The organism is Streptomyces canus (assembly GCF_041435015.1).
Taxonomy (GTDB): Bacteria; Actinomycetota; Actinomycetes; order Streptomycetales; family Streptomycetaceae; genus Streptomyces; species Streptomyces canus_G.
This window is the reverse complement of record NZ_CP107989.1, coordinates 4,497,822-4,519,727: the sequence shown is the minus strand read 5'-3', so window position 1 is coordinate 4,519,727 and position 21,906 is coordinate 4,497,822. Positions and strand designations below refer to the sequence as shown.

The window sequence follows — 21,906 nt, the reverse complement described above, 5'->3', positions numbered from 1 at the left end:
CACGCCATAAATTAACTCCGGCCGGTGTTCGAGAAGCGAACGCACCCGGGGTCTCCCCTGGAAGGGACACCAGAGCCATGCGCAGAACCCGAGCCGCGGCCGCCGGTGCGGTCGCCGTTTCCCTCATGACTCTCGTGACCGCCTGCGGCGGCGGCTCGTCGACGAGCGGCGGGTCCAACGACTCGCCGAAGACCCTGACCTACTGGGCCTCCAACCAGGGCGCCGGCGTCGAGGTGGACAAGAAGGTCCTCCAGCCCGAGCTCGACAAGTTCGAGAAGCAGACCGGGATCAAGGTCAAGGTCGAGGTCGTCCCCTGGTCCGACCTGCTCAACCGGATCCTCACCGCGACCACCTCAGGGCAGGGCCCCGACGTCCTCAACATCGGCAACACCTGGAGCGCCTCCCTCCAGGCCACCGGCGCGCTGCTGCCCTGGAACGCCAAGAACTTCGCCGCGATCGGTGGCAAGGACCGCTTCGTCGACTCCGCGCTCGGCTCCACCGGCGCCCAGGGCCAGGACCCGGCCGCGGTCCCGCTCTACTCGATGTCCTACGCCCTCTACTACAACAAGCAGATCTTCGCCGACGCCGGCATCACCAAGCCCCCGGCCACCTGGGACGAACTGATCGCCGACGGCAAGAAGATCCAGGCCAAGGGCAAGTCGGCGCTCGGCGCGGAGGGTGCGAACCTGTCGGAGAACATCCACCACGTCTTCGTCTTCGCCCAGCAGCACGGCGGCGACTTCTTCACCCCCGACGGCAAGCCCGACTTCACCGACGACAACGTGGTGGCGGCGGTCAAGCAGTACGTCGACCTCATGGCCAAGGACAAGGTCATACCGACCGGCGACGCCGAGTACGCCCAGAACCAGTCGGTGAGCGACTTCGCCAAGGGCAAGCAGGCCATGCTGCTGTGGCAGTCCGCTTCCTCCAACCTCAAGTCCCAGGGCATGAGCGAGGACAAGTACGGCATCGCACCGGTGCCCGTGCAGTCCGGAACCCCGGGGCCCGGCAGTCAGGTCAACTCGGCCGTCATGGGCATCAACCTGGCCGTCTTCAAGAACACCGACAACATCGACGGCGCCAAGAAGTTCGTGAAGTTCATGACCGGCGACGCCGAGCAGAAGATCCTCAACACCGCCTACAGCTCCATCCCGCCGGTGAAGAGCGTGCAGGCGGAGAGCGTGTTCAGCTCGGGAACCAACGAGGTCCTGAAAGACACCCTCGCCACCAGTGCGGCCGCGCTGCCGCAGGTCGCCGACGAGTCGCAGTTCGAGACGGCCGTGGGAACCGCCGTCAAGGACCTGTTCGCCGACGCGGCCGCCGGACGCCCGGTCACCACCGACTCGGTGAAGGCGGCGCTGGAGAAGGCCCAGCAGCAGATGCCGGCGAAGTGAGCAGGATGACCACCACCGCGCCCGCGGAGACCGCCGTGGACCACAACCCTTCCGGGGCTGCGCACCCAGGTCCCCGCCGCCGCCCCGGCAGGATCCGCCGCATCGGTCTGCCGTACCTGCTCCTGCTGCCGGCCCTGCTCCTCGAACTCCTGGTCCACCTGGTGCCGATGGTGATCGGCATCGTGATGAGCTTCAAGGAGCTCACGCAGTTCTACATCCGCGACTGGGGCACGGCGCCCTGGTCCGGCCTCGACAACTACCGGGTGTCGGTGGACTTCGACGCCCCGGTCGGCGAGGCGCTGCTGCACTCGTTCCTCGTCACGGTGGCCTTCACGCTGCTGTCGGTCGGCCTGTGCTGGCTGGTCGGGACCGCGGCGGCGGTCTTCCTTCAGGACACCTTCCGGGGCCGGGGCCTGCTGCGCGCCCTGTTCCTGGTGCCCTACGCCCTGCCGGTCTACGCGGCCGTCATCACCTGGGTGTTCATGTTCCAGCACGACAACGGCCTGGTGAACCACGTCCTGCACGACCAGCTCCACCTCACCGACAAGCCGTCCTTCTGGCTCATCGGCGACAACAGCTTCTGGGCGCTGCTGACCGTCTCGGTGTGGAAGGGCTGGCCGTTCGCCTTCCTCATCGTCATGGCCGGACTCCAGAACATCCCCGGCGAGCTGTACGAGGCGGCGGCCCTGGACGGCGCCGGGATGTGGCAGCAGCTCCGGCGGATCACGCTCCCGTCCCTGCGGTCCGTCAACCAGGTGCTGCTCCTGGTGCTGTTCCTGTGGACGTTCAACGACTTCAACACGCCGTTCGTCCTGTTCGGCAAGTCGGCTCCGGAGGCCGCGGACCTCATCTCGGTCCACATCTACCAGGCGTCCTTCGTGACCTGGAACTTCGGCACAGGCTCCGCGATGTCCGTCCTGCTGCTGCTGTTCCTGCTCGTGGTGACGGGCGTCTACCTCCTGCTGACCTCCCGGGGAAGGAAGCCGGCCGATGTCTAGCCCCCGCTCGCCCATGGCACCGCCGCGTTCGTTCTTCTGGTCCCGGCGGATCTTCCTCACCCTGCTCACCGGCTTCGTCCTGGTGCCGGTCTACGTGATGGTCTCCAGCTCACTGAAGCCACTGGCGGACGTGACGGGCGAGTTCCACTGGCTGCCGAGCCGGTTGACCGTCCGGCCGTACATCGACATCTGGTCGACGATCCCGCTCGCGCGGTACTTCGTGAACTCGCTGATCGTGGCGGGCGCGGCGACCGTCTGCTCGGTGGTGATCGCGGTGTTCGCCGCGTACGCCGTCAGCCGCTACGAGTTCCGCGGCAAGCGCGTCTTCACGGTCACCGTGCTGTCCACGCAGATGTTCCCGGGCATCCTCTTCCTGCTGCCCCTCTTCCTGATCTACGTCAACATCGGCAACGCCACCGGAATCGCCCTGTTCGGCTCGCGGGGCGGGCTGATCCTGACGTATCTGACCTTCTCCCTGCCCTTCTCGATCTGGATGCTGATCGGGTACTTCGACTCGGTACCGCGCGACCTGGACGAGGCCGCGCTGGTGGACGGCTGCGGGCCGTTCGGCGCGCTCTTCCGGGTCGTCGTGCCCGCCGCGATCCCGGGGATCGTCGCGGTCGCCGTCTACGCCTTCATGACCGCCTGGGGCGAGGTGCTCTTCGCGTCGGTGATGACCAACGACGCCACCCGCACCCTCGCCGTCGGCCTCCAGGGCTACTCCACGCTCAACAACGTGTACTGGAACCAGATCATGGCCGCCTCGCTGGTGGTGAGCGTCCCCGTGGTCGCCGGGTTCCTGCTGCTCCAGCGCTATCTCGTCGCCGGGCTGACGGCGGGCGCCGTCAAGTGACCGACCGTGAAAGGACTTTCGTGAGCATCGACCTCTCCGCACTCCCGCACGACTTCCTGTGGGGCACGGCCACGGCGGCCTACCAGATCGAGGGAGCCGTGGCGGAGGACGGCCGTTCGCCGTCGATCTGGGACACCTTCTCGCACACTCCCGGCAAGGTCGCGGGCGGCGACACCGGCGACGTCGCCTGCGACCACTACCACCGCTGGCGCGCGGACATCGACCTGATGCGCCGACTCGGCACCAACGCCTACCGGTTGTCCATCGCCTGGCCGCGTGTGACGCCCGGGGGCGACGGACCGGTCAACCCCAAGGGCCTCGACTTCTACGACGAGTTGATCGACGCCCTGCTGGCCGCCGGCATCACCCCGTCCGTCACCCTCTACCACTGGGACCTGCCCCAGGTGCTCCAGGACCGCGGCGGCTGGCCCGCCCGCGAGACCGCCGAGCACTTCGCGGCGTACGCCTCGGTCGTGGCCGGGCGGCTGGGGGACCGGGTCCACCACTGGACCACCCTCAACGAACCGCTGTGCTCGGCCTGGATCGGCCACCTGGAAGGCACGATGGCCCCCGGCCTGACCGACCTCACGGCCGCCGTCCGCGCCTCCTACCACCTGCTCCTCGGCCACGGCCTGGCCACCCGGGCGATCCGCGCCGCGTCCCCGTCCGCCCAGGTCGGCATCGTCACCAACCTCTCGACGATCCACGCGGCCACCGACAAGCCGGAGGACCTCGACGCCGCGCGCCGCATGGACGGCCACACCAACCGCTGGTGGCTCGACCCGATCCACGGCCGCGGCTTCCCGCGGGACATGCGCGAGGTCTACGGCGTCGAACTCCCGGAAAAATCAGGCGACTCGGCGGCGATCGCGGCACCCCTGGACTGGCTCGGCCTCAACTACTACATGCCGGTCACCGTCGCCGACGACCCCACCGGACCGGCCCCACGGGCCCGTCAGGTGCCCCGCCCCGGCGTGCCCCGCACCGGCATGGACTGGGAGATCGACGCCCACGGCATCGAGACCCTCCTGCTGCGCCTCACGCACGAGTACGGCGCCCGCAAGCTGTACGTCACCGAGAACGGCTCCGCCTACCCCGACGTCGTACGCCCCGACGGGACGATCGACGATCCGGAACGCCAGAAGTACCTGACCGACCACCTGGCCGCGTGCGCCTCCGCCGCCCGCAAGGGCGCCCCCCTGGCCGGCTACTTCGCCTGGTCCCTGCTGGACAACTTCGAGTGGGCCTACGGCTACGACAAGCGCTTCGGCCTGGTCCACGTCGACTACACGACGCAGCGGCGCACGATCAAGGGCACGGGGCACCGGTACGCGGACATCATCCGGGCGCATGCGGAGAGGGGGCGCAGGGCTGCCTGAGCAGTACATCTAGAGCAACGTCGGCGCGTGGAACTCCCCGAGGCCCGACACCCGGTCCCGGTCCAGCCAGTAGCGGCGCGGCTCCGCGAGCATGACGTCGACGCTGACGGTGATGATGCCGGGGATCTTCGCCAACTCGTCGTCGATGAAGCGGGCCAGGGCGGAGCGGTCGGTGACCAGACCGGTGGCGAGGACGGACATGTCACTGGCCACGTGGGCGGCGAGGCGGGTCTGGGGGAGCCGGTCGATGCGGCGCATGGCCTCGGGAGTCTCGCCGGGAGCGACGCGGAGACGGAGCATGAACGGGGTCTCGAAGCCGAGCCATTCCGACACGATCTCCAGGCGTGGCTTGACCCATTGTTCGTCCAGGACCCGTCGGACCACGCGATGAGCGGTGGAGGTGGCCAGTCCGGCGGCGCGGCCGATGCTCGCGGCGGAGGCCCGGCCGTCCTGCAAAAGCAGGGCCACCACGGTTCGTTCGGACTCGCTCAGGGGCTTCGCGGGGGGTGTCGCGGTCGCCGTGCCCTCCGGCTGCGTGCCGGTGAGCTTCAGCAGTTCGGCGCGTTCGGTGTCGGTCAGGAACTGCGGGTCCCAGGTGATGCCCCGGCGCAGGGTGCTGAGCGCCGGCAGGGCGTTGACGCGGCGGACCCCGGCCACGGAGAACATCCGGTCGATCGCCTCGCTGGTGGCCGCCTCGGAGGGGGCGTGCACGACGGCGTACAGCGGGTAGTCGCCGGAGATCTGCGCCAGGAGCTGGAGATGGGGCAGGTCACGCAGCCGGTCCAGGACGGCGAGCGGAGTCTCGCCGGTGATGTCCAAAAAGACGTGGATCGGCATCGTCGTGGAGTGCATGCCCCAGTCGGCCTGTCCGATGACGCGGACCATCCGGGCCTCGTGCAGACGGTCGTAGCGGCGCTTGAGGGTGCTGGCGTCGGCGGACAGGATCGCGCCGATGTCGTCCCAGGTGGCCCGGGGTGCCAGATGCAGCGCCCCGATCAGGCGCCGGTCGAGCTCGTCGAGCAGGGGGCGAGTCATAGCGCACAGGTTAGACCGCGGACGCTCGCCGGTTAATCCCACTGTTACACACCGACTCTAGAGAATCTCTCACTGTGCTGTCATGGTTTGCAGGAACATCCCCAAAGGATGTTCCCCCCCCGCGTCATCTCGAACCCTCCCCGAGTGCACGAAGAGGTACCCATGAGTGCCACCGCCACCGAGTCCCGGCCGACCGAGCCACCGTCGAGAGCCCTGCGTACCGCGTTCCGCGCCTTCGCCGCGATCGAGAAGGTCGGCAACAAGCTGCCCAACCCGTTCTGGCTGTTCTGGATCCTCGCGGGGGTCGTGATCGTCCTCAGCGCGATCCTGGCGGCGGCCGGGGTCGGCGCCGTGCATCCCGGAACGCACGAGACCATCAAGGTGCAGAGCCTGCTCAGCAAGGCCGGCGTCACGACGATGGTCGAGGGGGCCGTCGAGAATTTCGCGACCTTCCCGCCGCTGGCCACGATCCTCATCGTGGGCTTCGGGATCGCGGTCGCCGAGGCGAGCGGCCTGTTCACGACCCTGCTGCGCCGCATGGTCGCCCGGGTGCCGGGCCGGTACCTCACCTTCGCGCTGTCGATGACGGCGATGGTCGCCCACGTCGCGGGCGACGCCGCGTACGTCACCCTCATACCGCTCGGGGCACTCGTCTTCCGCGCCGCCGGACGCAGCCCCGTCCTCGGCTGCATCGTCGCCTACGTCTCCATCTCCGCCGGCTACGACGCCTCCCCGTCCCTCACCACCACCGACGTCCTGCTGTCGTCGATCTCCACGGCTGCCGCGCACACCATCGACCCGCACGTCACCGTCACCCCGGTCGCGAACTACTTCTTCGGCCTCGCCTCGTCCGTCCTCGTCGCCCTGGTCATCACGCTCGTCGTCGACAAGGTCATCTCCAAGCGCTCGGACCTGGCCCCCGACGAGCCGGTGAAGGCGCTGAGCGCCGAGGAGCTGAAGGCGGTCGAGGTCACCCCGGAGCAGCGCCGCGCCCTGCGGATGACCGGCCTGGCCGCCGCCGGCTTCGTCGCGGTCCTGACCGCGGCCATGATCCCGGCGGACTCCCCGCTGCGCGGCGAGCACGGCTCCCTCGTCGAGTCCCCGGTGATCACGGGCATGTCGATCGTCCTGTTCCTCTTCTTCTCCCTGCTCGGCTGGGTCTACGGCCGCAGCGTCGGGACCTTCCGTACGGCCGGTGACATCGTCGACGCACTGGTCGAGGGCACGCGCACCTACGCCCCGATCCTGGTCCTGTTCTTCGCGATCTCGCAGTTCCTCGCCTACTTCAAGTGGACGAACATCGGCAACGTCATCGCCATCCAGGGCGCGGAGGCCCTGAAGCAGATGCATCTGGGCGGCTGGACCGTGCTGGTCGGCATCGCCGTACTGATCACCTTCATGAACCTCGTGATCACCAGCGGCTCCGCCCTGTGGGCGCTGGCCGCCCCGGTGCTCATCCCCATGCTGATGCTCATCGGCATCGAGCCCCAGACCACCCAGGCCGTCTACCGCGTCGCCGACTCGGTCACCAACTGCGTCACCCCGATGAGCCCGTACTTCGCGATGGCGCTGGGCTTCATCCAGCAGCACAAGAAGTCCGCCGGCATCGGCACGCTGGCCTCCTTCACGATCCCGATCGCCGCCGTCGTCTGGGTCGTCTGGGTCGCGTTCTTCGTGGCCTGGTACCTGCTGGGCCTGCCCTTCGGCATCAGCTGACCCGGCCCTGCCGCCACAACGCCACCCCGCACCTTCGTACGAGAAAGCAGATCATGACCGTATCGCCCGTCGCCGCCCTCACCGCCCGCGCCCAGGACGTCTCGTCGGAGATCGTCACCGACATCCTGGCGCTCGTCCGCCACGAGACCGGCAGCTACGACCTGTCCGCCCTCGCGACGGGCCTGGACCTCCTGCGGGAGCTGGCCGTCCATCGGCTCGGGCAGCCCGACCACGAGCACCGCCACCCCGGCGGCGAGTGCGGAGACACGCTCACCCTGACCTACACCGGTACCGCCCCCGGCCACGTCGCGCTCGTCGGCCACTACGACACCGTATGGCCGACCGGCACGCTCGCCGGATGGGAGCATCCGCAGGCGTCCGGCGACGGCCGGGACAAGCTCAGTGGGCCGGGCATCTTCGACATGAAGACCGGCCTGGCTCAAGGGATCTGGTCCCTGAAGCTCGCCCGGGAGAGCGGCGTCCCCGTACCTACCGTCACCTTCCTCTTCAACGGCGACGAGGAGATCGGTTCCCTGTCCTCGCGCCCGGTGATCGAGCAGGTCGCCCAGAAGGCCGATGTGACGCTGGTGCTGGAGCCGACCGCGCACGGTGCCGTCAAGACGGGCCGCAAGGGCACCGGGATCTTCGAGGTCACGGTCACCGGCGTCGAGGCGCACGCCGGGCTCGCGCCCCAGGACGGGGCGAGCGCGATCACCGCGCTGTCCGAGTTCGTCGTCGCGGCGGCCGGCGTCGCCGCGCCCGACAAGGGCACCACGATCAACGCAGGCCTCATCAAGGGCGGCACCGCCACCAACGTCGTCGCCGGGCGGGCCACCGCGAGCGTGGACATCCGGGTCAGCAGCCAGGCCGAGCAGGACCGCGTCGACGCCGAACTGGACGCCATCGACGTCAGCGACCCCCGCGTACGCGTCAAGGTCGACCACGCCTGGAACCGGCCGCCGATGACCCTGAACGCCGCCTCCGCCCCGCTCCTCGACCTCGCCCGCCAGGTCGCCCGCGAACAGGGCCGTCAGGAGCTGCCCACAGCCGCCGTCGGCGGCGCCAGCGACGCCAACTTCGTCGCCGCCCTCGGACTGCCGGTGCTGTGCGGCATGGGCGCGGTCGGCGACGGCGCCCACGCCCAGGGCGAGTTCATCTACCCCGACACCGTGCCCGCCCAGACCGCCCTGGTCGCGGGCCTGCTGACACGGCTTGCGGACCCCCTGCGCGGCTGAACGCGGCATGCCCCACCTCGTGCAACCGATGGCTGAAGTCCTATTTTGTGAGGGAATATGCGTAGCGAAGGTCGGCCTGCGACTGTGTTCGCTACCCGGATCGGTGGTGGATTGCTGAGAGAAGGGCGCGGCATGCCGGCCACCTTGGACAGCCGCCGGGCTGTGCGGGCTTTCAGCGATGAGCCGACGCCCAACGGCCGACGGCTTCTGCCGACGGCCAGTCATCAGGACGGGCGGGCAGGCCGGACGTGTCGAGCAAGTAGGTCCCCGGCTGTGCTCTCCACCCGGTGCAGCCGTTCGGCATTCGATCCCGCCGGCAGGTGAGCACGCTTGTCGCCGGAAGCACGTGACTTCCGAGTGCGGACCGTGGCCCTGCTGGTCGGTCGGGAGGCCAGACCTTTGAGGGGGTGCGTGCCCCCCCCGGGAGGTGGGGCGTGAGTCGCTGGTGAGCGACACACCTGGCGGGCGGGCGATCAGCTCTGGGCGTCGGACGTGGACTGCCACGCCTGCATGCCCGCTCGGGACGCCTCCTTGGCCTGCTGCCACTTCATGGCCGCCTGCTGGGCCGGAGGCACGTCCATCTCGCGGACCAGGCGCCGGCCAGCCACCAACACGGCGGAGGCCGCGATGGCCATGCCGGCCCACGACACCACGGCACCGGCCGCGGCGAGTACGACACCGGTCGTGACGAGCCGGGTGTTGATCTCGATCGTCCCTCGGGACTGGTGGTGACGCTTCATGACTCCACCATCCAACGGGGGGAACCGCACCGCATCCCGGCCGATGCTCAGGGCCCCGGTACGGGGGGCCACGAAGGCTCCGAGTGGCGGGTAGGCGCAGCCGGTCGGCCAGGTCCGGTCAGGAGGCGGGCGTCGTCTGCTTCGGACGCGAACGGCCCGTCCCTCCGCGCTTCGCCCTCAGTGGTCACACACAGAGATCGGCAGGACCCGGACGCGAGTCCAGGCGCCCGGGCCCCGCCCTCGGCACAGGCTGGAGAAGAGGAGCTACGGGCGTGTGGCCCCACGAGGAACTATGTCCTCAAGTGAGCATCGGCCTGTTCTCGGCCGCACTGTGGGCGAGGTCGTCGGGGTGGGGATCGCCGCGCTGCTGCTCGTCGTCAGCTTCCTGTCCATCCCGTATTACCCGGTGTGGTCGATCACCCTGATCGCGCTGACTCATGCGTCATCCGGGCGCTGTGCGTGGTCAAGCGGGACACGTCCACCGGTTGAGCTGGGTAACGCTCGCGCTGCCGGACCTTGCCGGTCCGATCCTTCCGTGCTCTCGGAGGCGCGTGGTTCAGCTCATGGTCCTCAGGGTGCGGAGCGCGGAGACGGCTGCGACCGTTGGAGTGATGTGTTGGATGGTCCCAATGGGTTGCACTGGAGGTGGCCATGGCGGTGGTGGCACATTCGCTTCTGCGGGAGCTGGTCGGGCGGTGCGAGACGCTCAGACGGCACGCGGAGTCCGACGGCAGTCCGGAGGTCACGCGCCGGCTTGAGGATGCGACGTACACGCTCTGCGTGGTCACCGGCACCCGCGAGTTGGATGCGGCACTGTCTGTGGCCCGCCGGCAGTTGGCCGACGCCATGGCACGACAACAGCTTTTCCACGACTGAGCACATAACTGCCGGGCGACGCCGTCGGGCGGCGGCGCCCGGCAGTTATGTGCCGCCTGTGCCGCCGTTGACGTCAGCCCCGGCTCGCCTGTCTCCGGGCCTGCACCGGGTATCTCGCCGTGCCCGCGTACGTGCCCTCGGGCCCGCGTGTCAGGTCCGCGGGCCCGAGGGAATATCGCCTGCCTGTACTCGTGCACGGGTACGTCGCCGGCAGCCCAGGCCGTCATGCACCTCAGGCCGCTTCGGCCGGGACCCGTCCGGTACGGATGGCGTCGACCAGGGCCTGGTGGTCCTTCTCGTTCTGGTCGGCGTACAGCTCGGCGAACGTCACCAGCGCGCGGTCGAAGGCGTCGCCGCCGCCCAGGTACGCGGCGATCGCGATCCGGTCCCCGGACCTGGCGTGGGCGCGGGCCAGGGTGGCACCGCACAGCCGGCCGAACAGGGCCATCCTCTTCGGCGACATGTTCTCGGCCACGGCGACGCCCTTCCAGTCTCGCAACTGGCGTATGTAGAAGTCCCGTTGCCTGCCGTCGATGCCCTGGACGTGTTCCCAGCCCAGGAAGATGTCACTGGTGGCCTGCATGAGCCGTTGGCCGGCGACGACGCGTTCGCCCTGGGTGGTGTACGTACTGCCTCCGACGTAAGGCGCCAGAACCGACTCGTCGGCCTCCTTGGCCTGGAGGAAGAGGGGATCCTGGTCGTCCTTGCCGAGCAGCAGGATGATCCAGCAGCGGGTTCCCACACTGCCCACGCCGACCACCTTGCGGGCCATGTCGGCGACCCGGTAGCTCTCCAGCAGGAACCGGCGGTCCGTCTGCAGGGTCTGGCCGTAGCGCTCGATCAGCCGGCTGAGCAGCTTCTCCAGCTCGCCGCGTTCGGTGTCCGGCAGCAGATCCTGGAGCCGTACCAGCAGCGGCGGATCGGGAGCGATCCGACGCCTTCCGTCGATGACGTGGGTGAGCTTTTCGAAGACCTGCAGCGTGTCATGAGCACGCGCCCCCTTGCGGCTGCGCTCCAGGCGATCGCGCTGCCCGGCGCTCAGCTCGGGGGCGAACCGCTGCTGCAACTCCTCCAAGTCGAGGTGGGCGTACCAGACTTCGAGATTGCCCATTCCGGCGAAGCTCCGCATGCGCTCGCGGTACGACCGTACGGCCGCCCGCACCACCGACGCCCGTTCCTTGGAGCTGAAGCCGTTCGCCCGGCCCGCGATGACGAAGCTGGCCGACAGCCGCTTGACGTCCCATTCCCACGGTCCGGGCAGCGTCTCGTCGAAGTCGTTGATGTCGAACATCAGATGGCGTTCCGGTGAGGCCAGCAGCCGGAAGTTCAGCATGTGCGCGTCGCCGCAGCACTGCACCCTGATCCCGGTGCGGGGGGTCTCCGCGAGGTCCGCGGCCATGATGGCGGCGGCCCCACGGTAGAAGCGGAACGGCGCCTCACTCATCCTGCCGTAGCGGATCGGCACGAGTTCCGGCACCCGCGTCGCGGACTGCTTCTCGATGATCTCCACCGGATCCGGGCGCTTGGGCGGGGGCACGAACTCGGCGTGGCTGGACCGGGGTACGTCGGCGCGTGCGGCCTTGCCGCGGGCGACCCGATCGTGCGGGGTGAGGTGCCGTGTGCCGGCGCCGGAAAAGTGGTTGTCGATCATTGCGGACCCTCCACTGTGTGATGGCCGGCGCTCGGATGCCTTGGCGATGCCATTCAGAGAGGGAGTCGACCGCTCCGCATGCCCGGAAAGGAGCCGGCGTTGACGGCATGGGTGTCAACCCAAGGCGTGGGCCTTGCGGTTGACGCCGAACTCGGAGCCGATCAGTTGCCGAAGCAGACGGTTCAACCCTGGTCACGCCAGTCCGATTGGCCACTATCTACAACATATGCCTGGATTGCGCTACCGGCGAGTGGGAGCAATCCGGCCGTACGGCCTCACGGTGACCTCGCTGCCGTCGGACGGCGCGCCGTCATTCGTGGTCGACGGTCAGTGGCCGAGTCCGGGGGGGGGCGGGTCAAATCCCTGCTGGTTTCGGGCTGTTCGACGCCGAGGACGTCGAGGAAGAGGAAGGTGGACGTCAGGTCGACGAGGTGGGCGCACTGGGCGCCCACCTCGTCTCGTGTCCTGATGGCAGACGGCCGCCACACATGAGGAGCGGATGGCCGGCGCCACCGCGGAAGTGCGGCCCTCTTGCAGCGGCGGAACGGCATGTTCCCCGCCCAGGTCCATTCCTGCAGACGGCAGTTGGGTACGGTCGGGCCGTCGATTCCCGCCGGGCTCCGCACCGCGGGCACACCCCGGTCAGTGGAGGACCTTCTCTTTGGCCCGGCGGTACTCCTCGTCGGTGATGTCGCCCCTGGCGCGGATCTCGGAGAGCTTGGCGAGTTCGTCCGCCTCGCTGGTTTCCGCGCTGCCTGCGGTCTCGCGGATGTACCGCTCCGTCTGCTCCTGCTTGGCTCTGGCGTGACGCTGTTCGCGCTTGCCCATGTCCTTGCCCCGGGCGATGACGTAGACGAAGACGCCCAGGAAGGGGAGGACGATGGCGAAGAGGAGCCATCCGCTCTTGGCCCATCCGCTCAGGTCGTCGTCACGGAAGACGTCCACGACGACGCGGAAAAGCAGGACGAACCACATGATCCACAGGAAGAACCACATGATCGCCCAGAAGGCCCCCAGGACGGGAAAGTCGTAGGCGAGGTTCATGCTGCTGCTCATCGCTTCTCCTCTGGGTGTCGTCCGCCGGGACCCCGGCGGGACCGCCCGTGAGTCCCAACTGAAGGCGGGTGGGACTCACGGGCGGTCCCGGTCGCCTTGCTGCTATTCGTCCTCGGTGCTGATGTCGAGCCCGAAGGCTTCGCCGATGGCGCGGGCGGCGGACACGACCCGGGCGCTGCCCACCACGGGGGCGATCGCCACGAGCGTTCCCTGAACCTTCTCCAGCGGCACGCCGACTTCCGCGGCGGTGCCGATGTTGAGGAGATAGGAGGGTGCGGAGGCATCCATCGCCACCAGGGCGGCGATGCGTGCCAGCAGATACGTTTCCTCGTCCAGCCCTGAACGCTCGAAGGTGTCGAGGGTCATCTGGACGAGTGTCTCGAATACGGGGGCGTCCGCTTCGGCGAGGGCGGCGACACCTTTGGCGCCTGTCTCTTTCTGGGTCATGGTTCAAGTTCCCTTCATAGGCGTGGTGTCGTGCACCTTCATGAGAGCTGGGCCTGCCGCGGACCGCCTCACCCGGAAGGGGTGATCGTCCGGGCGCAGGCGGCCGGGTACTTCGGTGCCTCGGAAGCTGCGCCGAGGAACGCGAGGAGGAGCAGCACGAGGGACGACGAGTTCGCCTGCGCTCGGAGGAGGTCCGTCGACGGGCCGGTCGTGGCCAGAAAGACCTGAACCTTCGGCAGCCGCTGAGGAGACGACGGTGGAAGCCGTGGACCTTCCCCCGCTGATGTCTCCCGGCATGCCGGTCCCGAGCCGCCGTACGGAGAACGCCGCTACGGCTGAGCATGCCCACCTGGCGCCAACGAGCCGGACCGCGCAGCGGGTGCGGTTCCCTCGCCGTGCTGGGCTGCTTCCGGAAGCGGAGGACTCGCGCCAGACGCCTGACACACGAAGTGCTGCTCGCCCGACTCCGGACGTCCTGACGCAGGTGACCGACCGCTGATCGTCGACCGAGCCGCCACGGATCGGGCCACATACCCACCGGCCCGCGCGAGGACCGCTCCGCCGGTGCGAGGGCGGCCGCTCGGTCCGGAGTATCACCCGGGGCGGGTGATGCGGATGGGGCGGAAGCACGGTGGCATGGTCCGTCCGAGCGCACCACGCCCGTGGGAGGCCCGTGGGAGGTCGACATGTCCGGTAGCCGTTCCGCGCTCGCGCCACGCTGGGCCGCACGCCTGGCTGTGACCGCGGGCATCGGGGCGGTCATCGTGCTGCTGCTGTTCGGCGGGCTCGACAGCCTGCTGCTCATCCTCGTGGGGGCCGCCGGGCTGGCGGTGACGGCGGCGGGCGTGTGGTGGGCGCTCGTCCACACGGGCCTGGTCAGGGTGCTGGCCGGGGTGCTGGCCTTCGCCGCCCCCGCCGTCGTCATCGTGCTCTACGTGGCGGCCGGGCTGCTGTGGGTGGTGCTCGTCTCGCTCGCGCTGTGGGTTCTGGCCGTCTTCTGCGGCAGGGTCGCGCTGGCAGGCGCCGACGCGGCCCCGGCACAGGCCCCGCAACGCCCACTGGCGCCGCCGCGGCACGCCTACCTGATCATGAACCCGCGCTCCGGCGGCGGCAAGGTCGGCCGGTTCCGGCTGCGGGAGAAGGCCGAGGCACTCGGCGCCGAGGTCCGCGTCCTGGACGTGACGAACCGGCAGGACGTGGCCGCGCTCGCCCGCCGGGCCGCCGACGAGGGCGCCGACCTGCTCGGCGTCGCGGGAGGCGACGGCACACAGGCCCTCGTCGCGGCCGTGGCCGCGGAGCGCGACCTGCCGTTCATGGTCATCTCCGCCGGCACCCGCAACCACTTCGCCCTGGACCTCGGGCTGGACAGGGACGACCCGTCGAAGTGTCTCGACGCCCTCACCGACGGCGTCGAACTCCGCATTGACCTGGGCACCATCAACGACCGCGTGTTCGTCAACAACGCCTCGTTCGGCGCCTATGCATCCGTGGTGCAGAGCCCCGCCTACCGCGACGACAAGGCCCGCACCACCGTGCAGATGCTGCCCGATCTGTTGACGCACCAGCACGGCCCGCGCCTCACCGTGCGCGCGGAGGGCGTGACCGTCGAGCAGCCGCAGGCCGTACTGGTCAGCAACAACCCGTACCGGACGGACGACCCGGCGGGGCTGGGTCACCGGGAGCGGCTGGACTCCGGCGTCCTCGGGGTGCTGGGCGTGAAGGTCGACAGCGCGGCGCAGGCGGCGGGGATGCTCCGCGGGCACCGGGCGGCCGGGCTCGCGCAACTGACCGCGCAGGAAGTCGTCGTCGATGCCGATGCCGATACGGTCCCCGTCGGCGTGGACGGCGAGGCCCTCACCCTGGCGACCCCGGTCCGGTGCCGGATCCGCCCGCGCGCTCTGCGCGTGCGGGTCCCCCGCGAACGCCCCGGCGTGCCGCGCGGCAGACCTGCGATGGACTGGCACCGGGTGCGGCGGCTGGCCCTGACGACGATCCGGAGGGCCGCGGGACATGACGGGTGACCTTTCGCGGCCAGGCCGTCGGGCGACCCTGTCGGCGCTGGCCCGGTCGATCGGCATGGCGACCGGACTGATCGTCGGCTACTACCTGCTGCCCATGGACGGGTCGTTCGACGCGGGCACGATAGCCGTACTCGTCCTCGGTCTGCTCGTTCTGACGGCCCTGTTCCTCTGGCAGGTCCGTGCGATCGCCCGTTCCCATTACCCCCAGTTGCGGGCCGTGGAGTCGCTCGCCGCCCTCGTCACGCTGTTCGCGCTCCTCTTCGCCACCTCGTACTTCCTGCTGGAGCGGGCCACACCCGGCAGCTTCACCGAGCCCCTCACCCGTACCGACGCCCTGTACTTCACGTTCACCGTGATCAGCACCGTCGGCTTCGGCGACATCACCGCCCGCACCGAAACGGCCCGCGTCATGACGATGATCCAGATGGTCGGCGGGCTCCTGCTCGTCGGGGTCGCGGCCCGGGTAGTCGTCAAGGCCGTCGAGACCGGCCAACGGCGACAGGACCCGAAAGCCAAGTGACGGTGCTCGAACGGTCTGGCTGACCGTGACTCGGTGCGGCCTTCGCCTGCCTGGTCGTGGTGATCGTCCTGGTCGTCGTCCGCCGCTACTACCTCGATCATCTGCCGCCCCAGGTCCAGTCGGAGGCCGCCGCAGCGGCCGTCTTCGACACCCTGCTGCACTTCCTGAAGGTCAGCCTGCGCACGGCGATCGTGCTCGGTGTCGTGATCGCGATCGGGGCACAGCAGGGCGGTCAGGGCGATCCGGTGGCGGTGGGCCTGCGTCCAGGTGCCCACGCGGCCGGTGCGGACCTGATGGCCGTAAGCCCACCGCGCGGCGGAGTCCGCGGCGCGATCGTGGCCCTGGTCTTCGCGCTCTGGAACCACCGGAGGGGCGAGTGACGTCCTTCCCGCGCTCAGGCGTGTCTGGTCCCCGGTGGCGGTCAGCCGTGCCGGGCACTCACCTGTCCCGGGTGATGCGGAGGCGCACTCGGCGGCTCACAGTGGGGGTCATCCTGACGGAGCAGTCGCCGTGCCTGCGTCAGGGAACGACGCCCCTGCGACGGGCGTGGTTCCGAACACCAGGAAGGTGGTAGCCCATGTGCCGCTGGCTCGCCTACACAGGAACCCCTGTCCTCCTCGACACCGTGCTCTACAAACCGGACCACTCGCTGATCGACCAGAGCCTGCACTCCCGGATGGGGGTCGAGACGACCAACGGCGACGGGTTCGGCGTCGGCTGGTACACACCGGACAACGGCACCCCCGCAGTCTTCCGGGACACCGGCCCGGCATGGAGCAACCGCAATCTGCGGGAGATCGCCGACCACGTCCGCTCCCCGCTGTTCTTCGCCCACATCCGGGCCTCGACCGGTACCCCGGTGCAGCAGACCAACTGCCACCCGTTCCGCCACGGCCGCTGGATGTGGATGCACAACGGCGGGATCACCGACTTCCACCGGCTACGGCGCGATCTCGCCCTGGTGGTCGACCCGGAGCTCTTCCTCGACATCGAGGGCTCGACGGACTCCGAGATGATGTTCTACCTGGCACTCACCTTCGGCCTGGAACAGGACCCGCCGGGTGCCGTCGCCCGCATGGTCGGCATGGTGGAACGGACCGGTCATGAGCACGGGGTGGAGTTCCCCATGCAGATGACGGTCGCCGTGACCGACGGGCAGCAGATGTGGGCCTTCCGCTACTCCAGTCAGGGAGCCTCCCGCTCGCTGTACTACAGCACCCAGGTTGAGGCGCTCCGGGCACTCCACCCCGACATAGAGTTCCTGCAGGAGGTGTCCGACGAGACCCGCCTCATCGTGTCCGAGCCATTGGGCGATCTGCCCGGCGTCTGGAACGAGGTCCCCGAGGGCAGCTACGGCATTGTGCGGTCCGGAGGGGACAACCTGCTCCCCTTCGCCCCGCAACCCGTGTAGGGCCCCGTGCTCCGGATATGCCGTCTGGCCGCGCCGGCTCCCGGACGCACCGCCCCCGGTCCGGTGAGGCAGGGACGGCTTGGTTGCGGCCGTCCTGGGGCTACGACCCCACCGAACGGGGCTGGGTCTTGGGGATCCGTGAGGTGAAGAACATCGCGAGGAGAGCGGCGAAGGCGAGGATGGCGAGGGCGGCGCGCAGTCCGTCGATCCTGGCTTTTTCGTTCGCGTCGAGTGCCGCTTCGGTCACCGTCTTGCTCGTGCCCGCGTCGTCGAGCGCGGACTCGAGCTGGGCGTCCGACAGGAACGGTACGCCGCTTTCGAGTTCGACGGTCGCCTGGCTCTTGACCTCGGCCGGGATCTCCGGGTTCTGCTCCACGCTGGTGAGGAAGGAAGACGTCATCGCGGCGATCAAGATCGACCCGGCGAGCGCCGTGCCGATCGAGGCGCCCAGGTTGGTGACGGAGTTCTGCACGCCGCCGACTTCCGCACTCTCTGCTTCGGGCACCGCGGACACGGTGACCGACCCGAGCTGGGACGCCAGCGCGCCCATGCCCAGCCCGATCAACAGCAGGGGGATGGTGACGATTTCCGCGCCGGCGTCCGCGTCGAGCGCGGCCATCAGGACGACCGCGCCCGCGAGCAACGCCAGAACCCCGAGCCGCACCACCCGCCGGGGCGAGACGTCCGGGAGGTAGCGGGGGATCAGGATGGCGGCCGCCAGCAGTGTCAGGGAGAGCGGCAGGAGGCGGGCGCCGGTCTTGAGCGCGGACAGGCCCAGGGCGACCGACAGATAGAGCGGTACGACGAAGAAGACGCCCATCTGGACGAGGTACTGGAAGAAGAACATCGTCAGTCCGCCGGTGAGCTGCTTGTTGTGCAGCATGGCCGGGTCGACGAGTGGCTCCCTGCGTCGCTTCACCATGCGGGCCTCCCAGCGGAGGAAGAGCCAGACCAGCAGCAGACCGGCCAGCATCAGCCACACGACCAGCGAGATCCCGAGCCACGAGGGCGCGTCGGGCTTGGGCTGGAACCAGCCCCACTCGTCCGAACGCAGGACGCCGTAGACGAAGACCCCGAGCCCGAGCGCGGACAGCACGGCGCCGACGAGATCGATGCGAGGGCGTTCGCCGACCGGCGCATCGGCGATGCGGCCGGCGAGCACCAGGATGCCGAGGACCACCAGGACCTCTCCGGCGAAGACCCACCGCCAGGAGAAGTACGTCGTCGCGACACCCCCGATGAGCGGCCCGACCGCGATCGCCACGGCCCCCGCGGCCGCGACGAGACCGTAGGCGGCGGGACGGCGTTCGGTGGCGAAGTTGCTCGCCACGAGCGCCACGATCGCGGGCAGGATGAGTGCCGCACCGATCCCCTCGAGGAACGACCAGCCGAGCAGCAGCACGGGCAGGTTCGGTGCGAGCGCCGTGGTGAGGGAGCCGCAGCCGTAGATGCCGCAGCCGATCATGAACGCGCGTTTGCGGCCGATCAGCGCCCCCACCTTGCCGCCGGGGATCATGAACATGGCCATCACGAGGGTGTAGGCCGTGATGGCGCCCTGGACACCTGTCACCGTCGTGCCCAAGTCTTCGGCCACCGTCGCGATCGAGACGTTCATGACCGAACTGTCGAGCGCCATGAGGAACTGACCTGCCGCGAGGGCCAGCAGGACGATTCGCGCCTTCGGCGGACTCTCGGCGTTTTTTGTCCTGGATGCCATCCGCGCATCGTCCCAGCCGCCCCAAAGGGCGATCCGCGACCCGCCCCGGAGGTCGACCGGTTGGCGTAGTCACGTGAGGATGGGCCGTCAACTGCTTGTCGTGCAGCGCTGTCCGCACACCTCGAGGTGCGTAGTGACCCCGGTCGGCAGAGAGTGGAAGTAGCCCGACTGGCCGAACGTGAATGCGCGGCCGTGCGGGGCCGTACGACACCTAGGAGCCGACAATGGCCAGTCATGTGAGTGGGACCCACTCAGGTGAGGCGGCGCGGAGTTCGGAGAGGACCGGGGCGGGAAGCGGCTGGGTGGTCTTCGCCGCCGTCCTGATGGTGTTCGGTGGCCTGATGATGATCTTCGAGGGGATCGCGGCCATCGCCGAGGACGATGTGTTCGTGACCACCCGCAATTACGCCTACGCCTTCGATCTCACCTCATGGGGGTGGATCCATCTGATTGTGGGTGTGGTCATCACACTCGCGGGTGCGGCCCTCTTCCAGGGTGCCACCTGGGCCAGGGTCGTCGGCGTGGCGGTGGCCGGCCTGGCCATGTTCGCGAACTTCCTGTGGCTCCCCTACGCGCCGGTCTGGGCCATCGTCCTGATCGCCGTCAACGGCTTCGTGATCTGGGCGCTGTGTGCCGCCCCCAGTCCGTCGGAGTGATGAAGCACGGCCGACCTTGAGGTGCGGCCCGACACCCCGGCCGTATACGGACGGAGACACCGATGAAGGACCTCAAGATCGAGCAGAAGCGGTCGCTGTCCCGCCGTGAGGCGGCCGACCAGCTCACGGCGCTCGCAGCCGCACTGAGGGAAGGCGGGGACGCCGAACTGGAGCTCAGCCCGGGAACGCTGAGCCTGCGGGTCCCCGACGACCTTCGCAGCGAGATCGAGGTCGAGATCGGTGACGGGGAGATCGAACTGGAGATCGAGCTCAAGTGGCCGACCGTGACGCCCCGGACAGAGCCGTCGCGGACCGCCGCAGGCACGGACGAGGCCACTACGCGAGAGAGCGTGGCCGCAGAGCCAGGGCGCAGCAGCATGGGCACCGAAGGAAGAAAAAGCGCGAAGCGGTCCGCCACGAAAACGTCCTGAGTCGCGGACGTCCCGTCGTGGCCGGCGGTATGGGCGGGGCCAGCTGCACGAACATCTGCACGGCGCCAATGTGGGTCTTCGGCTTCGCCGTCGAGGACATCGACTTCAAGGGCGGCTGGATCGGAGGCGCCCAGTCGCGGGCCTCGTGTTCACGCCGCTTCCCGGACCGAAGGGGCGGCTGCGTGATCACTCGGCGGTGAGTTCCCCGAGTTGCTCGGCTGCGGTGATGTTGCCCCGGTCGGCGAGGCGTCGCAGCTCGTTCATGTTGTCCTGCTCGGTGGCGAGTTCGATCAACTGGTCGGTGGCCGTCGCGTTGCCGCTGTCCGAGAGGTGTCGTAGCTCTTCGATGTTGCCTTGTTCCGAGGCGAGTTGGATGAGTTCGTCGGTCGCATCGGCGCTGCCTGCGTCCGCGAGGCCGCGCAGTTCGTTGAGGTCGCCGCGTTCGGTGGCGAGTTCGATCAGCTGAGCGGTTGCGTCGGCGTCACCGTGTGCGGCACGTTCCCGCAGGGCGGACAGGTCGGGTTCCGTCATGAGGAGCGCCTCTTCCGTGGTGTCAGTTACGGACCGGTCGGCCCAGGGCTCTGGGGTGGCTGATCACCTGGGGTGGGGAGTCTTCCCGAGGTGCGCAACTCGTCTCGGTGCGCCTGCCACTCATCGACCAGCTGGGGCAGGCGTTCGGCGAGGAATTCGGCCAGCGCGACCATCTCCTCCAGCGGGGCGCGGCGCTCCGGCGGGGCGTCGGTGAGGAGCGCCAGGCCCTCCCGGAACAGCGTGGCGTGTTCTTGGTGGAGGGCGGCGTCGAAGTTCTGCGGCTGTTGGCTGTCCGGGTTCAAGCTGACCCGGTCCATGCGCTCACCGGCGGTGCGGGTACGCCGAGCGATCCCGTAGTTCTCCAGCAGTTTTACGGCGCCGGTGATGGCGCTGCGGCTCGCCAGCAGGGCTTCCGCCAGTTCGTCGATCGACTGTTGCGGCGGGTCGCAGACGAAGAGGTGGCCCAGCAGGCGTCCGGCCATGGGCGGGAAGCCGTACTGGCGGGCGTAGAAGCGGCCGACGTGGTCGGCGAAGAGTAGGTGGGCGTCGTTCGGCACGCCTTCGAAGATAGCACTTTTTGCTGAGATGACAATTATTTGTGTCATTTCAGCCTTCTGGTCAGGAGAGTCCGGAGGTCCTCAGAACCGCTCGCGCGGTCTCGTCGTCGATCCGGTGACCGAGCTGTCCCAGGACGTCCGTGCCCTGGAGGAGCGTGCCGCGGTCGACGGATCGGTGGACGCCGGTGTCGAGCTCGTGCCAGATCAGGGGGTTGGCGGCGAGGACGCGGGGGTCGAGTTCCAGGCGCCCGCCGTGGGTGTCGCGCAGGACCAGGTGTGCTGACACGCCGCTGTACTGCCGTACGGCCACCAGCGCGTCGGTACGCACGATGCGCCTGCGCCAGGGTGTGCGTACCTCCAGCCATCCGGGGCCCGCCGTCACCTGGGGCGGGAGCAGGACGGCGAAGACGGTGGCGGACAAGGTCAGCCACAGCAGAGCTCGCAGGAGCGTCAGGGTGCCGGCGTCCCAGTCCACGAGCAGGGAGAGGGCGCAGAACAGCAGGGCGCAGATCGCCGCCAGTCGGGCGCTGCCCCGCCAGTGGCGGTCACCGGCCAGGACCCGCCGGTCCATCCGTGTCATAGCGCTGACGCTATGCGGCTGTGCGGGTCCTGGCGGCGGTCCCTGACGGGGTCCTGACGCCGTGCGGGTGAATCCTGACGGGCTCCTGACGCTGGCGTCGTG

Annotated in this window: 22 protein-coding genes and 1 pseudogene; 14 read left to right on the top strand and 9 right to left on the bottom strand. The window is 69.2% G+C overall.

Features of this window, described 5'->3' with window-relative positions:
• Positions 1–77 precede the first annotated feature (77 nt).
• From OG841_RS20345 to OG841_RS20330, 4 genes are read left to right on the top strand one after another with little or no spacing between them, the layout of a single operon-like run.
• Positions 78–1,394, top strand: a complete 1,317-nt coding sequence (locus OG841_RS20345) for an ABC transporter substrate-binding protein (RefSeq protein WP_365118167.1) — start codon at positions 78–80, stop codon at positions 1,392–1,394.
• Positions 1,395–1,399: 5 nt separating this feature from the next.
• A complete protein-coding gene (locus tag OG841_RS20340) occupies positions 1,400–2,392 on the top strand; it encodes a carbohydrate ABC transporter permease (RefSeq protein WP_371566400.1) in 993 nt (330 codons plus the stop codon).
• Between the two features lie 13 nt (positions 2,393–2,405).
• Complete coding sequence (locus OG841_RS20335) at positions 2,406–3,245, top strand: carbohydrate ABC transporter permease (protein WP_326672951.1); 840 nt, start codon at positions 2,406–2,408, stop codon at positions 3,243–3,245.
• A 20-nt stretch (positions 3,246–3,265) separates the two neighbouring features.
• Positions 3,266–4,624: a GH1 family beta-glucosidase gene (locus tag OG841_RS20330; RefSeq protein ID WP_328640212.1), complete on the top strand. Its 1,359-nt coding sequence runs from the start codon at positions 3,266–3,268 to the stop codon at positions 4,622–4,624.
• Positions 4,625–4,633: 9 nt separating this feature from the next.
• On the opposite strand, the gene OG841_RS20325 is transcribed toward OG841_RS20330, so the two are convergent.
• Positions 4,634–5,659, bottom strand: a complete 1,026-nt coding sequence (locus tag OG841_RS20325; RefSeq protein ID WP_371566397.1) for an Lrp/AsnC family transcriptional regulator — start codon at positions 5,657–5,659, stop codon at positions 4,634–4,636.
• Positions 5,660–5,821: 162 nt separating this feature from the next.
• Here OG841_RS20325 and OG841_RS20320 point away from each other — a divergent pair, with 162 nt between their 5' ends.
• Complete coding sequence (locus tag OG841_RS20320) at positions 5,822–7,375, top strand: AbgT family transporter (RefSeq protein ID WP_371566394.1); 1,554 nt, start codon at positions 5,822–5,824, stop codon at positions 7,373–7,375.
• Between the two features lie 53 nt (positions 7,376–7,428).
• Entirely contained in the window at positions 7,429–8,610 is a 1,182-nt protein-coding gene (locus tag OG841_RS20315; protein ID WP_371566392.1) for a M20 family metallopeptidase, read from the top strand.
• Positions 8,611–9,083: 473 nt separating this feature from the next.
• Here OG841_RS20315 and OG841_RS20310 read toward each other — a convergent pair whose 3' ends face one another.
• On the bottom strand, positions 9,084–9,350 hold the full coding sequence (locus OG841_RS20310) for a hypothetical protein (protein ID WP_328640216.1): 267 nt from the start codon (positions 9,348–9,350) through the stop codon (positions 9,084–9,086).
• Positions 9,351–9,642: 292 nt separating this feature from the next.
• Between OG841_RS20310 and OG841_RS48635 the strand changes: the two are divergent.
• Together OG841_RS48635 and OG841_RS20305 are read left to right on the top strand one after the other, a co-directional pair.
• Positions 9,643–9,732 (top strand): annotated as a pseudogene (locus OG841_RS48635) (hypothetical protein); the annotation flags it as partial.
• A gap of 269 nt (positions 9,733–10,001) precedes the next feature.
• Positions 10,002–10,226 (top strand): DUF5133 domain-containing protein, encoded by a 225-nt coding sequence (locus tag OG841_RS20305; RefSeq protein WP_328640217.1) that lies wholly within the window; start codon positions 10,002–10,004, stop codon positions 10,224–10,226.
• Between the two features lie 232 nt (positions 10,227–10,458).
• On the opposite strand, the gene OG841_RS20300 is transcribed toward OG841_RS20305, so the two are convergent.
• The 3 genes from OG841_RS20300 to OG841_RS20290 all read right to left on the bottom strand — a co-directional run bounded on the left by OG841_RS20300 (position 10,459) and on the right by OG841_RS20290 (position 13,380).
• Complete coding sequence (locus OG841_RS20300) at positions 10,459–11,877, bottom strand: DUF2252 domain-containing protein (RefSeq protein WP_328640218.1); 1,419 nt, start codon at positions 11,875–11,877, stop codon at positions 10,459–10,461.
• Between the two features lie 642 nt (positions 11,878–12,519).
• Positions 12,520–12,933 (bottom strand): SHOCT domain-containing protein, encoded by a 414-nt coding sequence (locus OG841_RS20295; RefSeq protein ID WP_371566391.1) that lies wholly within the window; start codon positions 12,931–12,933, stop codon positions 12,520–12,522.
• Positions 12,934–13,035: 102 nt separating this feature from the next.
• Positions 13,036–13,380: a carboxymuconolactone decarboxylase family protein gene (locus OG841_RS20290; protein WP_328640220.1), complete on the bottom strand. Its 345-nt coding sequence runs from the start codon at positions 13,378–13,380 to the stop codon at positions 13,036–13,038.
• Between the two features lie 686 nt (positions 13,381–14,066).
• On the opposite strand from OG841_RS20290, the gene OG841_RS20285 reads away from it, so the two are divergent.
• From OG841_RS20285 to OG841_RS20270, 4 genes are all read left to right on the top strand, one after another.
• Positions 14,067–15,401 carry a diacylglycerol/lipid kinase family protein gene (locus tag OG841_RS20285; RefSeq protein WP_371566388.1) on the top strand — a complete coding sequence of 445 codons (1,335 nt, stop codon included), beginning with the start codon at positions 14,067–14,069 and terminating at the stop codon, positions 15,399–15,401.
• Positions 15,391–15,921, top strand: a complete 531-nt coding sequence (locus tag OG841_RS20280) for a potassium channel family protein (protein WP_365118153.1) — start codon at positions 15,391–15,393, stop codon at positions 15,919–15,921. Before OG841_RS20285 ends, OG841_RS20280 begins: the two co-directional genes overlap by 11 nt.
• Positions 15,922–15,977: 56 nt before the next feature.
• Positions 15,978–16,301: a hypothetical protein gene (locus OG841_RS20275; protein ID WP_328640223.1), complete on the top strand. Its 324-nt coding sequence runs from the start codon at positions 15,978–15,980 to the stop codon at positions 16,299–16,301.
• A gap of 197 nt (positions 16,302–16,498) precedes the next feature.
• Positions 16,499–17,332, top strand: a complete 834-nt coding sequence (locus OG841_RS20270; RefSeq protein WP_328640224.1) for a class II glutamine amidotransferase — start codon at positions 16,499–16,501, stop codon at positions 17,330–17,332.
• A 100-nt stretch (positions 17,333–17,432) separates the two neighbouring features.
• On the opposite strand, the gene OG841_RS20265 is transcribed toward OG841_RS20270, so the two are convergent.
• Positions 17,433–19,049, bottom strand: a complete 1,617-nt coding sequence (locus OG841_RS20265; protein WP_371566385.1) for an MFS transporter — start codon at positions 19,047–19,049, stop codon at positions 17,433–17,435.
• Between the two features lie 224 nt (positions 19,050–19,273).
• Between OG841_RS20265 and OG841_RS20260 the strand changes: the two genes are divergently transcribed.
• Entirely contained in the window at positions 19,274–19,705 is a 432-nt protein-coding gene (locus OG841_RS20260) for a DUF7144 family membrane protein (RefSeq protein WP_328640226.1), read from the top strand.
• Between the two features lie 62 nt (positions 19,706–19,767).
• Entirely contained in the window at positions 19,768–20,136 is a 369-nt protein-coding gene (locus tag OG841_RS20255) for an amphi-Trp domain-containing protein (RefSeq protein WP_328640227.1), read from the top strand.
• 186 nt (positions 20,137–20,322) lie between these two features.
• On the opposite strand, the gene OG841_RS20250 is transcribed toward OG841_RS20255, so the two are convergent.
• The 3 genes from OG841_RS20250 to OG841_RS20240 all read right to left on the bottom strand — a co-directional run bounded on the left by OG841_RS20250 (position 20,323) and on the right by OG841_RS20240 (position 21,804).
• Positions 20,323–20,667, bottom strand: a complete 345-nt coding sequence (locus OG841_RS20250) for a hypothetical protein (protein ID WP_371566382.1) — start codon at positions 20,665–20,667, stop codon at positions 20,323–20,325.
• Positions 20,668–20,693: 26 nt separating this feature from the next.
• Positions 20,694–21,224, bottom strand: a complete 531-nt coding sequence (locus tag OG841_RS20245; protein WP_371566381.1) for a GbsR/MarR family transcriptional regulator — start codon at positions 21,222–21,224, stop codon at positions 20,694–20,696.
• Between the two features lie 61 nt (positions 21,225–21,285).
• Positions 21,286–21,804 (bottom strand): hypothetical protein, encoded by a 519-nt coding sequence (locus OG841_RS20240; protein WP_365118137.1) that lies wholly within the window; start codon positions 21,802–21,804, stop codon positions 21,286–21,288.
• Positions 21,805–21,906: the final 102 nt, after the last annotated feature.